Origin of the sequence: Halomicronema sp. CCY15110 (assembly GCF_016888165.1) — a bacterium.
Classification (GTDB): Bacteria; Cyanobacteriota; Cyanobacteriia; order Phormidesmidales; family Phormidesmidaceae; genus Halomicronema.
Genome location: NZ_JACSWC010000157.1, coordinates 1 through 14,391, shown reverse-complemented (window position 1 = coordinate 14,391; position 14,391 = coordinate 1). Strand labels below are relative to the sequence as shown.

General features: G+C 51.3%; 11 protein-coding genes. 8 read left to right on the top strand and 3 right to left on the bottom strand.

All coding sequences use genetic code 11. The features are described from left to right. Positions 1-317 precede the first annotated feature (317 nt). Entirely contained in the window at positions 318-1,778 is a 1,461-nt protein-coding gene (locus tag JUK32_RS03390; protein WP_204137443.1) for a GAF domain-containing sensor histidine kinase, read from the bottom strand. A gap of 743 nt (positions 1,779-2,521) precedes the next feature. Further along, positions 2,522-3,253 (bottom strand): GUN4 domain-containing protein, encoded by a 732-nt coding sequence (locus tag JUK32_RS03385; protein ID WP_204137442.1) that lies wholly within the window; start codon positions 3,251-3,253, stop codon positions 2,522-2,524. A gap of 564 nt (positions 3,254-3,817) precedes the next feature. Between JUK32_RS03385 and JUK32_RS03380 the strand changes: the two genes are divergently transcribed. The 4 genes from JUK32_RS03380 to JUK32_RS03365 all read left to right on the top strand — a co-directional run bounded on the left by JUK32_RS03380 (position 3,818) and on the right by JUK32_RS03365 (position 8,923). Next, positions 3,818-5,245, top strand: a complete 1,428-nt coding sequence (locus JUK32_RS03380; protein WP_204137441.1) for an NADP-dependent isocitrate dehydrogenase — start codon at positions 3,818-3,820, stop codon at positions 5,243-5,245. 262 nt (positions 5,246-5,507) lie between these two features. After that, positions 5,508-6,620, top strand: a complete 1,113-nt coding sequence (locus tag JUK32_RS03375; RefSeq protein WP_204137440.1) for an SPFH domain-containing protein — start codon at positions 5,508-5,510, stop codon at positions 6,618-6,620. A 40-nt stretch (positions 6,621-6,660) separates the two neighbouring features. After that, the gene (locus tag JUK32_RS03370; RefSeq protein WP_204137439.1) at positions 6,661-8,172 is read left to right on the top strand and encodes a hypothetical protein; all 1,512 of its coding nucleotides are present in this window, start codon (positions 6,661-6,663) and stop codon (positions 8,170-8,172) included. A gap of 355 nt (positions 8,173-8,527) precedes the next feature. Further along, a complete protein-coding gene (locus JUK32_RS03365; protein ID WP_204137438.1) occupies positions 8,528-8,923 on the top strand; it encodes a SemiSWEET family sugar transporter in 396 nt (131 codons plus the stop codon). On the opposite strand, the gene JUK32_RS03360 is transcribed toward JUK32_RS03365, so the two are convergent. Next, the gene (locus JUK32_RS03360; RefSeq protein WP_204137437.1) at positions 8,883-9,377 is read right to left on the bottom strand and encodes a hypothetical protein; all 495 of its coding nucleotides are present in this window, start codon (positions 9,375-9,377) and stop codon (positions 8,883-8,885) included. The genes JUK32_RS03365 and JUK32_RS03360 overlap by 41 nt on opposite strands. A 337-nt stretch (positions 9,378-9,714) precedes the next feature. On the opposite strand from JUK32_RS03360, the gene nrdJ reads away from it, so the two are divergent. From nrdJ to JUK32_RS03340, 4 genes are all read left to right on the top strand, one after another. After that, complete coding sequence (nrdJ, locus tag JUK32_RS03355) at positions 9,715-11,898, top strand: ribonucleoside-triphosphate reductase, adenosylcobalamin-dependent (RefSeq protein ID WP_204137436.1); 2,184 nt, start codon at positions 9,715-9,717, stop codon at positions 11,896-11,898. Positions 11,899-12,005: 107 nt separating this feature from the next. Further along, on the top strand, positions 12,006-13,286 hold the full coding sequence (locus JUK32_RS03350) for an ATP-binding protein (RefSeq protein ID WP_204137435.1): 1,281 nt from the start codon (positions 12,006-12,008) through the stop codon (positions 13,284-13,286). Positions 13,287-13,558: 272 nt separating this feature from the next. After that, positions 13,559-14,020: a nucleotidyltransferase domain-containing protein gene (locus JUK32_RS03345; protein WP_239112287.1), complete on the top strand. Its 462-nt coding sequence runs from the start codon at positions 13,559-13,561 to the stop codon at positions 14,018-14,020. After that, positions 14,017-14,334: a HEPN domain-containing protein gene (locus tag JUK32_RS03340; protein WP_204137434.1), complete on the top strand. Its 318-nt coding sequence runs from the start codon at positions 14,017-14,019 to the stop codon at positions 14,332-14,334. The genes JUK32_RS03345 and JUK32_RS03340 overlap by 4 nt, the downstream gene beginning before the upstream one ends. Positions 14,335-14,391 lie beyond the last annotated feature (57 nt).

Here is a 14,391-nt window from a genome sequence, read left to right as displayed (position 1 = left end):
TCAACTCTCGATACTGGTAGGTTGAGCGAAGTCGAAACCGGATTGAACGGGTACTTTATTTAGTTGCAGATCCCTTAATACTCAACCGTCGCTTTAGACACCCAATACTGAGTCTTGAGTTAGCAAGTCCCATCCATTAAACTCGCTGAATATTGCTTGGCCTTTGGTGAAGCCTCTCCGCAGTGCAGAGACAGGGCATCCGTATCTAGTTCGATCTCATTAATTAGGATTCAACGCTCCATTGCTGCTGCTGCGCAGTGAGTCAAATTTGACTCACTGCGCCTCTCGCTGGACATGCAATCCTAAAGCACTGTGGTTCATGACTCAGCAGTGGCGGCCGTCTTTAAGAAAGGCAGCGTAATCACGAAACGATAACCGGTATCAGCCATGCCCTGTAAACAAAGCTTGCCACCATGGCGCTCGATGAGATGGCGGCTCAGTAATAGAGCCAGGGTTTCGCGAGACTGGATGATTTCAGCTGTTGGCTCAAAGTCCTGAGCCTTGACGGCATTGTTCATCGTGATATCCTCTCTGCCAGTCGCTCTTGCTAGCAGTCGCGTTAGCAGATCAATTTCCTGATCTGGTTGCTCAAGTTTGCGATGCAGCTCGGCGACTAAATTGGGAATACCGTCTCCGAGCCAGGGATGGGTCATTTTGATATTGATAGTCAGGTTGCTATCACGCTCAGCGCTATGCACTAGCAGGGTGCCGCCCTCCCCAGCTAGTTGAATAATGCTAAATAGCAAGTGATAGAGCAAATATCTGATGACATCACGATCCAGCGTCCAAACTCGTGAGCCTGGTTCGACTGTAAAGCGGAGTTCTTGGCTTTTTTCCGCCAGCATGGAAGCGAGCATGCGCTCAATATGCTGGCCAATCATATCAACATCCACGGAGGTAGGTTGTAAGGGCTGCATATGAGCATCTAAGCCACTGAGCTCTAGCACTTCGTTAGCGAGTTCTAACAAGTATTTGCTGCTGGTGTGGACGATATCGGCATACTCTCGCTGCTTTGGCGTCAATGTTCCATAAATTTCGCGGCTGAGCATACTGGCCATGCCGGTAATCGTGGTGAGCGGATTCCGCATGTCTTGGGTCAGTTGACTCATTAAGGTCAACCGCACCGTATCGAGCAAGCTGTCGTTAGTCGTTGCGGTGAGGGAGGCACCCGCAGCAGTGTTAGTTGCCGACTGTGCTAATGCGATCGCAAGTTGATGCCGCTCATACTCACTGACACTCCACCGAGCTAACAATTCCATAAAGGCAATCATCTCTGGAGCAAAGCTGTGCGGAGCCGTATCCATTACCGTAAGCAGGCCCAGGCATTGCCCCTCTGCGGTTAGTAGCGGAATCCCGACGTAAGAACGAATACCGTATTCCTGCACCAGGCAAGACTGAGCATGGGTACTTTCCTCAGAAATGTCTGCCAGGACTAAACTGCGCTGGGTCGATAAAATGGCATCGACCAAACTATCCTGCAAGGGCAAACGGCGTGTTCGCGCAAGTGGATTCATCAAGCCCAATTGCGATAGTCCAACGGCAGCCTTAAGCACTAAAGCCTCAGGTGCAATGAGGCCCATAAAGCTAATTGGAACATTTAAAAAACGGGCTGCTGTTTGAGTCGCTTCTTCAAATAATGGAAAGTCGATGTCAGCCAACTGCTTCCCCAATGATGGTGTACTGAGCAAGCTGGAATGGCTGAGAGATGGCGAAAAATGAGGAGAAACCTGTCTCGGAGCGGTGTAGGTTTCAGTTTCTAGCGAAATAGACTGCTTCATAGATATCACCAAGTGCCCTAGCTTGTCCGAACTTGTATAAAGCATTCCCGGAGATGATCCCTGACTAAACCTAAAAGTAAGAAATATCCTGTTTTTCGGATTACTGCCAAGAAAACTATCGGTTATTACTGACTTCTTATTTCGCAATTGAAGTCTTTCGGGATTTTGCTTGTTATATGCATAAATTGACTCTTTCTGGCTGTACTAGCCAACAGAATTTGTACGGATAAACCTAAGCCTGCTCAGGGCGGTGCTCGGTTTTCTGCGCAAGTTTCCGTAGAGTATGATCTTTCGCCGCGAGGAACGCGATCATTTGGCCAATGCTGAGCGGCAGCGTGCGTAGCACGCATCTATCAGGGGAAGCTCAGAGGCGATAGAAACTAGAATGCCGGTATTGCAACCTAGTTGATGCAGCGAAACCGATGAAATTTTGTGGGGACGTGAAGACCACAAGCGTTTTTTAAGAACACGTGACTGACACGTTCGCCGAGGGGGACAAACCTTGAGAAGTGTTCTCACCTCAAGAGGTGCTTGAGCTGAGCTTACATTTCATCGATCGTGGGCTGCATGGTATAAAGCGAGGCAGCGGTTTGCTTCTTTACAGAGACTGAGTACCTCTTTCGCTATCGATCGCTGGCTGCCGAATCTGGAGCAGACAACAACTCAGTAGGGCATTAGGACGGCTCGATCGCTTCAAGCCGTTGCATCCCAATAGGCCAGGGCAGCGGTGGAGTACTGGTTGATTAGCGGGCGGTTGTCCAAGCCGGATGATTCATCAATGAATCCATGACTCGCACACCACGAAGCTGGTTGGTTAGGGGCAGATGTCCAACGGGGGCAGCCAAGCTCCAGATAAACTCACCGGGATAACGGGTCCAAATATTTTCGTTTTTCCAAGCGATTCTCGGCCAGAACTTTTCCCAGTTTTTGCCGACACCGAGCCAAATTTCTCGCTGTTTAGAAAAGCCAAATCGGCCTTCAGAGTAAATGAGCCAGAGCTGGTCGAGGGTCTGCAAATCAAGGTTGGGGAACTGTGTGACCTCGGTGAAGTAGAGCCATTTGCGCTTGACGGCGTTGTCTCCAGCGAGTGCACACATTTTTTGCAGCGTGAGGCGATCGGCGAGCTCAAAGTCTTGTTGAACGAGTGCGACTTGGATGTCGTCGTAGTCCACCCGGCAATCTGGTGATAAGGTCAGCAGCCCGATAGGAAAGTGTTCGTTGATCAAGGATTGCACGTCGGGATCGTCCACTTTCGCCAACCACTGGAGCGATCGCCCCGCGGCAATGGAGGGCGTTTCCTGGGATTTTGCGGTCTGCAAAAAATCTAGGATGATTTGGTGGCCGGGACTACCCGCCTCAATCAGTTGCGGCAAGGCGGCAAGCTGCTGCTTTAGGGACTTATCCCAAAGCTGGCCTTTTAGGGATTCCAGCAGTTCTAATGAGGCGGACGAATTATTGGCTATAGAACTGCTCATACTCAGATGAAAATCAATGATCCACGGGTGCACTATTAAGTAGATCAACTTTGGCAAAGCGCCAAGAGCAAGCGCAATCTACTTGCAATCTACTTAATAATGATCCTACAACCCAAGCTGCGTGCTAAACCAGGCGTCACGAGAATTTGGAAAATTTCAGGGATGATTCTGGTGTCTTTAGCGGCTGGCTGGCAGATTTCCAGAAAGATTTAAGGGCCGGTCATCCTGGGGATGCGGTCGGCGATCGCCGAGTATCTGTTTAGCGCCAAGCTACTGCTGATCCCCCTCAATCCCCCTTAAAAAGGGGGAAATCTTTGTATCGCAGGAAATCTGGAAGAGCCCCTTTTTCAAGGGGGCGGCGACAGCGGGGGATCTCAAGCCCCACTAAACATATACATCGCCGACCGTATGACACGTTTCCAGTCACAGGGTGGGGCGATCTCATCCCCGCTGCCGCTTCAACTCATCGTTCCGTAGTCCTCAGCACTGAAAAAAATTAGGACTGTCCACAATGTAAGGACTATCGTAAGCTAGCTTTGCTTAATTAATTCCAGCGTAGCGCCCATGTACGAACGCATTACCCCACCCACCACTGGCGAAAAAATCACCTTTAAAGACGGTGAGCCCATCGTTCCCGATATGCCGATCATCCCCTTTATTCGTGGTGATGGGACGGGAGTCGATATCTGGCCGGCGGCGCAAGCCGTTTTTGATGCCGCGATCGCCGCTGCCTATGGCACTCAACGCCGTGTTGTCTGGTTTAGAGTCTATGCCGGTGACGAAGCTTGTGAGCAATACGGTCAGTTCCAATACTTGCCAGAGGATACGCTTCAGGCCATTCGTGACTTTGGCATTGCCATCAAAGGGCCGCTCACGACTCCCGTAGGGGGCGGCATTCGTTCGTTAAACGTGGCGCTGCGGCAAATTAATGACCTATATGCTTGCGTGCGCCCCTGCAAGTACTACGCCGGGACCCCCTCACCGCACAAAAGTCCCGACAAATTAGATGTGATCGTCTACCGGGAGAATACCGAAGACATTTACCTGGGCATTGAGTGGAAAATGGGCGACCCGACCTGCGATCGCCTGATCAAGCTGCTGAACGAAGACTTCATTCCCGGTACGCCGGAGCATGGGAAGAAGCAAATTCGCCTCGATTCTGGCATTGGCATCAAACCCATCAGTAAATTTGGGACTCAGCGTCTGGTGCGCCGCGCGATGAAGCATGCCCTGCGGTTGCCCAAAGACAAGCAGCAGGTCACCTTGGTGCACAAGGGCAACATCATGAAGTACACCGAGGGAGCCTTTCGAGACTGGGGCTATGAACTGGCGACTTCAGAGTTTCGCGATGAGTGCGTGACCGAGCGCGAGTCTTGGGTGCTGAGTAACAAAGAAGCCAACCCCAACATCTCTACCGAAGACAATGCCCGCAAGGTGGAACCCGGTTACGACTCGCTCACCACGAAGAAAAAAGCGGAGGCTTGTCAGGAAGTCGAGGACATTCTCAACAGCATTTGGGAAACCCATGGCAACGGTCAGTGGAAAGACAAGATCATGGTGAACGATCGCATTGCCGACAGCATTTTCCAGCAGATTCAGACCCGCCCCGATGAGTATTCCATTCTGGCGACGATGAACCTGAATGGCGACTATCTCTCAGATGCGGCAGCGGCGATCGTCGGCGGCCTGGGAATGGGGCCAGGCGCTAACATTGGCGATACCTGCGCCATTTTTGAAGCGACCCACGGCACGGCTCCCAAGCACGCTGGCCTCGATCGCATCAATCCGGGTTCGGTGATTCTTTCTGGCGTCATGATGCTGGAATATATGGGCTGGCAAGAGGCTGCTGACCTGATCAAAAAAGGGCTCGGGGCTGCCATTTCTAATCGCGAAGTCACCTATGATCTGGCGCGGATGATGGAGCCTAAAGTCGATACGCCGCTGAAATGTTCTGAGTTTGCTCAAGCCATCATCAAACACTTTGACGATTAGTTTTTGCGCTTCGTCTGATCACCATTCTGAACTTGAGGATATGTTGGCAACGCTGCCCGTATCCTCTTTTTTTGTCTTCGAAATTCGCAGTATCTGCCTTGTATTAGTTAAGTGGCTGCCCTGTAATGTTGGCCTGACTGGAGCATCACTCAGTCGCCGCCATCGCACATGATGGCCTTCTGTTAAGGGCTGTGTCTTTGGCAAAACGCCTGGGCAGACTAGCTATATAGCCGAGCAACCGCACTCTTTTGGGAATAGCGTAATGGGACTCTTTGAAAAGCTGGCGAACGAATTTGTTGACATTATCGAATGGCTAGATCAAAGTAACGACACCATTGCCTATCGGTTTGAGCGCTATCAAAACGAGATCAAAATGGGGGCCAAACTCACGGTGCGCCCTGGGCAAAAAGCGGTTTTCGTTAATGAAGGGCAGGTAGCGGATGCCTTTGAACCCGGCATGTACACCCTCTCCACCCAAAACATGCCGATCTTGAGCACGTTGAAAGGGTTTCCCTACGGTTTCAACTCACCGTTCAAAGCGGAAGTCTATTTCTTCAACACCAAGATTTTCACCAATTTGAAATGGGGTACGTCGAACCCGATCGCTATCAACGTGCCTGATTTAGGTGGCACCGTCCGCATTCGTGCCTATGGCAGCTACAGTATGCGGGTGCAAGATCCGGTGCGCCTATTGGAAGATTTGGTGAGCACCGACGGCTTGTTCCAACTCGACGAAATCAGCGATCAAATTCGCAATATGTTGGTGTCGTCGTTTGCCACTTGGTTGGGACAGTCGGGATTGAATTTTGCTGATTTTGCTGCCAACTATCGCTCCTCGGGCGACACCATTCGCAACGCGATTCAGGCCGACATCGAAGCATTTGGCATTACGCTGCCCCATTTCTTGATTGAAAACATTTCGCTGCCGCCCGAAGTCGAAAAAGCGCTCGATCGCCGCACCTCGATGAATGTCCTCGGCAATATGCAGGAATACACCCAGTATCAGGCGGCGAATGCGATCGAGGCGTCAGCCGAAAATCCCAACGGGGGCAATCAAGCGTTAGATCTGGGCGTTGGGTTGGCCATGGGCCAACAAATTGTGCAGGCCATGGGACAGGCGGCCCCAGCAGCTCCGGCAGCTCCGGCTCCAATGGCAACGGTTGACGCACCGCCTCCGCCCCTGCCCACTCAAACTCAGTGGTACATCACTCGCGACGGTCAAAACTTAGGTCCCTTTGCCGCCAACCAGCTTTTGGCCAATGGGTTGACGCCTCAGTCTTATGTCTGGTGTAACGGCATGTCTGGTTGGCAGCAAGCCGCCAACGTGCCAGAACTGGCTTCTCTATTGGCGGTTCCTCCCCCTCCTCAACGGTAGGTAGACGCGATCGCTGTGCAGGTAGGCCAATAGGTGAGCTATGACGACTTCCACTCAATCCTCTGCTAGTGAAGCATCTATGTGCCCTGGATGTGGTGCGGGTCTAGTGTTTAATCCATCGCTGGGCAAGCTGTCTTGTCCTTATTGCCAGACCGCCAAAACCATCCTCAAAACTCCCGATGGTTTGCAGGAAAATCCGCTGCTGCAGTCACTCGAACAAGCGGTTGAGTCGAGTCACCTGTCGCCCCAAGCCCAACAGGTCGAATGTAACGGCTGCCAGGCCTTAATTACCTTTGAGCCGCCCGATGTCGCCGGTGATTGCCCGTTTTGCGGTACGCATATCACCGCGCAGCCGCAGAGCGCCGACCCGGTGATTACCCCGGGCGGGATTATACCGTTCAAAGTGGGGCGCAAAGCCAGTCGGCAAAAATTAGCGAAATGGCTGTCAACTCGCTGGTTTGCACCCTCTAGTTTGAAGCAACTGGCCCAGCACGAAAGCTTGAAGGGGATTTATTTACCATTTTGGACGTTTGATTGCCAGACTCACACTCGCTACACCGGAGAGCGGGGAACGTATTACTACGTCACCAAAACCCGCCGCGTCAAGGATTCTGACGGGAATTGGAAAACGGAGACCTATGAAGAGCGGCGGACAAGATGGCATTCGGTGTCTGGCAATGTCAATCGCTTTTTTGATGATGTGCTGGTGCCAGCAATTAAGACCGTGGATGTGGAGCGCTTAGCCAAGATTGGGCCGTGGCCCTTGAAGCACTTAGTGGCCTATGACCCCTCGTTTTTACAAGGCTTTAAGGCACAACGGTATCAAGTTAGCCTGCCCGTTGGCTTTAGTCGGGCAAAGCGGGTGATGAGCTCACACATTACTTCTGATATCCGGTCTGATATCGGTGGCGATGAGCAGCGTATTCACTCGCAGGATACGTCTTATCGGGACGAAACCTTTAAGCACATCTTGTTACCTGTGTGGATGGCGACCTACCGATTTAAGAACAAGCCGTATCAGGTGATGATCAACGGTGAAAGCGGCAAAGTGGTGGGCGATCGCCCCTACTGCCCATTCAAGATTGCCGGGGCGATTACGGGCGTGATCGTGGCGCTGGGCACCATTTGGGGCGGCTACACCTATGCCGAAGGTGAATGGCGGTTCCCCACCTGGTTAACCAACCCCAGCGAGTTGTTGCCCCAGCTGCCTTCGCGGCCTGCTGCCGAGACCGAATCGCCCAGCCAGTCGTCACCACCGCCAGCATCAGAGACGACGCCAGCGCCAGCGGCCCCACCCACTACCCCACCAGTCGCTGAGCCGAGTCCAGCGTTTGCTGAGGGTCTGAGCTTTGCCTCTGAAGCGGCGACCAAGACCCAGGCCGCCCAGAGCAAGCCAGAATGGCAGGAAGTTAGCAACCTGTGGGAGCAGGCGATTGTGACGCTGCTAAAGGTGCCAGCAGATGATCCGAATGCCGCGATCGCTCAGCAAAAAATTCAGGATTATCAGCGCAATCTGAACTACGCCCGTGAGCGGTTGGCTAAAGCACCTTAGGCGCGGCGCAATTGACGATTGCACTAGAGAAGTCGAGAGATGATCAGGAGTGTGAACGCTCACCTGCCAGAGACCTCTTTGATGTCGGTTCAGCCTTGAGACGGCAATGACTTCTGTGAAAATTGACGAAAGTTATGGTTGACATAAGCTCATTAAAGACACTCACAAAACACTCAAAGGCTTTGGCTGAAGTCGGTTTCAGCGATCGCCGCCACGATCACACAAATTTCAACAATCATTCATCTTAAGGTTGAGTTACTTGGGGTTTTGTTGTGTTAAATTGCTTCACTGAGATGGCAATACTGTCGTTGACCTTGCTCAATTTCTTTTCTTGATTGCTGAGGATTGATCTGCGATGGATTCGATGACTGCACTCGGAATCGTGGCTGGCTCGCTGACCACTTTGGCCTACTTGCCTCAAGTTTTGAAGACTTGGCGATCGCGCTCGGCGGATGGCATGTCTTGGAGCATGTTGATCATTCTGTGTCTGGGGATTGCGCTTTGGCTGGTTTACGGCGTGTACGTTCACGACATGCCCTTGATCATGGCTAATTTGCTCACCCTAGTGTTTTCGTCTGCCATTTTGGGGATCAAAATTCGCTACGAGGCCATGCCGAAACTGCGGTCACCGCGTCAGTTGTTCGTGCCTGGTGCGGCCACTTTACAATCTTCGATATCGCAAAACTGGCAGATTGAAACTGAAGTGACGTTTACCCAGCCTGAGCCGGAGTCGTCTTCGCCCGTTGCTTAAAGCTTGCAAAATCGATAATTTGGGAAGTCTCAGCGGCTGTCCAAATATCTTGAATGACGGTATTTAGCGGCGGCAACACCATCAACATGAGTTGGCCGAGGCCGTCGCCGTCGCGATCGGCGACTTTCATGACTTGGGGCATGTTGGACCAGTCGGGGGCGACTAAAAAGACTTCGTTGGGGGTCGTGACCAGGTGCTTGTCGTGCAAGGTCGCATCGAGGCCGTGTTCATCTAAAAAGGCCACGAGTTTACGCACCATTTGTAGGGAAATTTGTTTGCGTAGGTTGGCGATCGCCCGAATTTCCAGAACTTGTTCCCAGCTATAAATCACCGTCGGCTTTTTGGGGTTGCCGTACTTTTGCGGCACGATGACGCCGGTGCGGTCAAGGTAGGCCAAGCGGCTGGACGTGGTTTGGGTGAGCGCCAAGGTTTCTTGACGGGTGAAGCCTTCCATCATGAATGCCGAAAATTGGGGACGATGGGGGAACTGACTGCGGCCTGGAGTGTGCGGGTTTCAACTGGAGCGTGATCAAGCTCGACTCAACATGCCATCCCTAATTTAACGTACGTACACATTGAGAAACGTTGTGCTATCTTGTAGACGACTTTTCGGGGGGCGTTGCCTAGCCTCTACGGATAGCGTAAATTTTGCTTTAGATCGCCACAAGCCCCTAGATGTGACTTATGATATGGGCTCATCAGGGACGAGGCGTGGCCTCATTGTCCGCGTCAATTCAGCCGCGTAAATTGATCGAACTGCTCCCATTCATCGTCGTAAGGACTTAGGTTTCATGGTTCAAGAACTTCCCCGTGTCCGGCTTCAAGGGTCGTTTCCTGAAACGGCTACCACGGCATATCCCGTGTTTTACCGCACCTACAGCCGCAAGGACGAGCGGGAAGACGGTGAACGGGAAACCTGGCAGGAAGTGTGCGATCGCACCCTGGGGGGCCTGGCCGAACTCGGGAAGTTGACCGCCGACGAACGCCAACTCATTGCCCGAATGATGCAGCAAGTCAAGGCCCTGCCTTCGGGGCGGTGGCTGTGGGTGGGCGGCACCGAGTGGAGCAAACGACCCGAAAATTTTTCGGGCGCGTATAACTGCACCAGCACCAACGTCGTGGACTGGCGAGCCTTTGGCCTGATGATGGATCTGGCGATGATGGGCTGCGGCACGGGGGCCGTGCTGGAACCTCAATACATTGATCAGTTGCCCGCTATTCGCAATCAATTAAATGTGCGGCAGGAAGGGGCGATCGGTACGACCCCTGCCGACCAGCGCCGCGAAGAAACTGAAGTGGTGGTGAACGGCAATGAGGTGCGCGTTCACGTGGGCGACAGTCGCCAGGGTTGGGTGAAGTCGTATCAGACGATTTTGGAACTTTCTAGTGACGATCGCTTCACCGATACCGTCGAGGTGATTGTCGATTTGGGCGATGTGCGGGCGGCGGGCGAAAAGCTCAAGGGCTTTGGCGGGGTGGCAAATCCGGTGAAGCTGCCGACTTTGTATGAACGCTGCGCCAATATTTTGAATAAGGCGATCGGGCGACAGCTTAATTCGGTGGAGTGCTGCCTGCTGATTGATGAAGCGGCGGCCTGTGTCGTGGCGGGCAACATTCGCCGCAGTGCGGGCATGCGGCAATTTGCCAGTGATGACACCCTAGCCACCAACGCTAAAGACAACCTGTGGCAGCAAGACGCCGCCGGAAACTGGCGCATCGATCCCGAGCGGGATGCTCTGCGCATGGCGAACCACACTCGCGTGTTTCACCACAAGCCCAGCCCGGAAGAGACGGCAGCGGCGGTGCGCAAGCAGTTTTATTCCGGCGAAGGCGCGATTCAGTGGGCGGGAGAAGCTGAGCGGCGGGCTCAAGGGAAGGGGCGCTATGGCCTGAACCCCTGCGGCGAAATTATCGGTCAGGATTTCCACTGCAACCTGGCGGAAATTCACCTGAACCAGATTGACCCCACCAATGAGCAGGATCAGGAAGATGCGTTCAAAGCGGGGGCGTTGGCGGTTGCGAGTTTGTTGAACCACAAGTTTGTCGAAGATCGCTATCGTCAGTCCCGTGAGGAAGATCCCATTGTGGGGGTGTCCTTTACCGGCCTGTTTGACTTCTTTGTGCAGGCGTTTGGCGTCGAGTGGCTGAAATGGTGGGAAGCGGGGCGGCCCGACACGATGCAGGGCGTCGAGTTTAAGCAGCAGGAGGCGGCATACCTGAGCCGTTGGAAGGCGATCGTGCATGAAACCGTGGGGGAATATTGCGATCGCCACGGCATCAAACGCCCCAACCGCTGCACCACGGTGCAACCCGCTGGCACCAAGTCGCTGCTCACGGGCGCGAGCCCTGGCTGGCATCCCCCCAAGTCGCAGCGCTACATCCGTCGCATCACCTTCCGCAAAAACGACCCGGTGGCGATGGCTTGCATCGACTATGGCTACTCGGTGATTCCTTCCCAGTCGGACAAGGACGAGAACGGTAACCTGCTGGATGATCCGTTTGATCCGCGCTGTACGGAGTGGCTGGTGGAAATGCCCGTGGAAGTGTCTTGGGCGAATGTGCCGGGGGCCGATGCGATCGCCATTGAGAAATTCACCGCCCTGGCCCAGTTCGACTTTTACATGCAGGTGCAAAAGCACTACACGGCTCACAACACCTCCGCCACTATCGAACTGCGGGAACCGGAAATCGACGGCCTGAGCCAGCGCATCTCCGATGCTATCCAAAACGATGAAGGCTACATTTCCGCCGCCCTCCTCGCTCGGTTTGACAACCTGCAAACCTTTCCCCGGCTGCCCTTTGAGCCGATCGATAAGGCGACCTATGACGAGATGGTGGAGCAGGTGAAGGCGCGGCGTGGCATTGATGATTTCCACACGGCGTTGTCTCGTTATGATCGCGGCGACCTCATCGAAGCTGGCCCCGCCGGTTGCGACTCCGACAAGTGTCTCTTGCCTGAACAAAAGCCTGATTAAACTCTAAATGTCCTTGTCGGTTAGATTGACTGACCGACAAGGACAGAGAGCATTTCCATATCAACAAGACTGTCATAATACGAATGATTTAGATCTACTAATCAAATATGGTGACCTTCAAAGATCCCGAAGAAGTATTCACGCCTCGTTCACCAAAAGTCAATGAGGTTATGTACATCAGTAGACCAGATTTGGAAGAGTCTTTAATTGGGGTTTTAAGAGGAACAAAGCATTTAATTGTTCATGGAGAAAGCGGCAGTGGAAAGTCGTGGCTATACAAAAAAGTCTTAAAAGATAAAGGCATTAAATATGAAGTGATTAATTTGGCAAATGCTGCTCGTAGAGGAAGTATCAATCAAGCTTTCCAGGATTTCTTGGATAGTCAGACAGAAACTGTTAGAACTGGTTACTCTGAAAGCAAAAATGTGACTCTGGGAATTCTCGGTGCTAACTCCCAGCTAGATCATACAAATCATTTTACGAGTCCTCCAAAAGAACCTTTCGAGGAACTCTTAAAGAGACTGAATAGTATTTCAAAAAACAAAAAATCAATTTTAGTACTAGATAACCTTGAAAGCATTCTTGATGACAAGACTCTATTAAGTGAGCTAGCGAATTTAGTTACGCTGCTTGACGATGAGATATATTCCCAATATAAGGTTAGATTTATTATCGTAGGGGTGCCAAATGACATAGGACGGTATTTTTCTGCTACACCTAGCTTCACGACAGTCGATAACAGGCTCAGTGAGGTAAAGGAAGTTTTTAGGTTTACTGAAAGGCAAACGAAAGAATTAGTTTTCAAGGGGTTTGTTCAAGAGTTAGGGCTTATTCAGGCAAAGGATCCCTTCATAGAAGAGGTGTCAGAGCATGTAGTCTGGGTCACAGATAGAATTCCCCAGAGGATCCACGAATATTGTGCTCAATTAGCTTGGGAAGCTGTTGACAAGAAGAGAGATTTGATGAAATCGGATTTAAAGGTTGCAGATAGAAAATGGCTTGAAGCTTCACTCAATAAAGCTTATTTGACTGTAGCGGCTTCAATGAATGAAAAGGTCACTAAAGTTCAAAGAAAAAATCAAGTTATATATACCTTAGGTCAGACTACAAAAAGTGGATTCAGGTATAGCGATATTGAAGCAGAATTAAAACAATACTTTCCTAGATCTACTGAAGATACTCAGCTAAATATAAGTGGAGTGCTGTCCTCTCTAGCCGCTCAAGAGCATCCGTTAATTCGAAGATCTCCGAAAGGAGATGTGTATGTTTTTTCTAATCCTGTTTATAAGATGTGTATTCGTTGCATGCTGAAAATTAGTGATAAGGATGAGAAAATCATTCAAAGAGAGTTGCACACTCTTAATGACTTAGATGAATATCTTTATTGAGTCTTTTGTTTCGGGCGAAACGAAGTAGCACTCAACGCCACTCGTTGCCGATTTTAGGGTGAGCGATAACGTTCCAAAATCTTCGGATTACAAGTCCCATTTGAAATGATTTTGGGAGCCAGAGTTAAGCTAATCTTTTGGGGCTGTGACTAAGTTGTGTTCGACAGGTTGGGCAAAATTTTTTCCATAGCGGATTTGATATTCCCAAGAACGGCGTGGCCAAACCGCCTGCTCCCCTTGCTGCTTGATGCGATATCGCGAAGTTGAGACCCATGCATCAATGTCAACAGGACTGGCCGTTGGCTGATCGGGACAGAGATCGCTTTGCGGGTGTAGTGTTTTGGGGGGGCGATCGCGATCGCTCAACAGAGAGACTACAGTATGGGATAAACGCGCGATCGGCCCCAGCCATGAAGCACCCGCAATGCAACACCATCCTAGAAAGCGTGAAGCAGTATCTTCAGACACTTTACGGTGAGCAACTGAAAGCGGTAATCCTTTACGGTTCACAAGCAAGAGAAGACGCCCACGAGTTCTCAGACATCGATATTCTCGTGGTCTTAGACACCCCGATTAATCCCTATCGAGAGATCGATCGCACCAGTGAATTCATTGCCCAACTTTGCTTGGACAACAATGTCGTCATCTCCACTCACTTCATTTCATCCGAGAAGTTTCAGAACGCCAACAATCCTTTCCTTCAAAATATTCGCAATGAAGGCATCCTGGTATGAGTTCTGAGGTTCAGGCGTTTATCGCAAAGGCTCATGAGAGTTTAGCCGCATCCAGGCTGTTGACAGCAAACGGGCTGCATGATTTTGCGGCTTCACGAGCTTATTACACAATGTTTTATATCGCAGAAGCTTTTCTATGGAGTAAAGGATTATCTTTCTCAAGCCACGCTGCTGTAGTTTCTGCCTTTGGTCGAGAAATCGCTAAGCCAGGAATTGTCCCCGTTCAATTACACCGTCATCTGATAGCTGCTCAAAATAAAAGAACTCAAGCCGACTACGAAATTGATGCAGACGCTAATACCAATTCCCTATGAGGTGAAGCAGAATATAGGAGTACTGATTTCAAGCACAAAAGATGGCTCGTCCACTCA

Excerpts from the sequence above, each read along its gene's own strand:
- nrdJ (WP_204137436.1), top strand. The coding sequence starts at position 9,715 with ATGGTTCAAGAACTTCCCCGTGTCCGGCTTCAAGGGTCGTTTCCTGAA.
- JUK32_RS03365 (WP_204137438.1), top strand. The coding sequence starts at position 8,528 with ATGGATTCGATGACTGCACTCGGAATCGTGGCTGGCTCGCTGACCACT.
- JUK32_RS03385 (WP_204137442.1), bottom strand. The coding sequence starts at position 3,253 with ATGAGCAGTTCTATAGCCAATAATTCGTCCGCCTCATTAGAACTGCTG.
- JUK32_RS03370 (WP_204137439.1), top strand. The coding sequence starts at position 6,661 with ATGACGACTTCCACTCAATCCTCTGCTAGTGAAGCATCTATGTGCCCT.
- JUK32_RS03375 (WP_204137440.1), top strand. The coding sequence starts at position 5,508 with ATGGGACTCTTTGAAAAGCTGGCGAACGAATTTGTTGACATTATCGAA.
- JUK32_RS03340 (WP_204137434.1), top strand. The coding sequence starts at position 14,017 with ATGAGTTCTGAGGTTCAGGCGTTTATCGCAAAGGCTCATGAGAGTTTA.
- JUK32_RS03345 (WP_239112287.1), top strand. The coding sequence starts at position 13,559 with ATGCATCAATGTCAACAGGACTGGCCGTTGGCTGATCGGGACAGAGAT.
- JUK32_RS03380 (WP_204137441.1), top strand. The coding sequence starts at position 3,818 with ATGTACGAACGCATTACCCCACCCACCACTGGCGAAAAAATCACCTTT.
- JUK32_RS03360 (WP_204137437.1), bottom strand. The coding sequence starts at position 9,377 with ATGGAAGGCTTCACCCGTCAAGAAACCTTGGCGCTCACCCAAACCACG.
- JUK32_RS03390 (WP_204137443.1), bottom strand. The coding sequence starts at position 1,778 with ATGAAGCAGTCTATTTCGCTAGAAACTGAAACCTACACCGCTCCGAGA.
- JUK32_RS03350 (WP_204137435.1), top strand. The coding sequence starts at position 12,006 with ATGGTGACCTTCAAAGATCCCGAAGAAGTATTCACGCCTCGTTCACCA.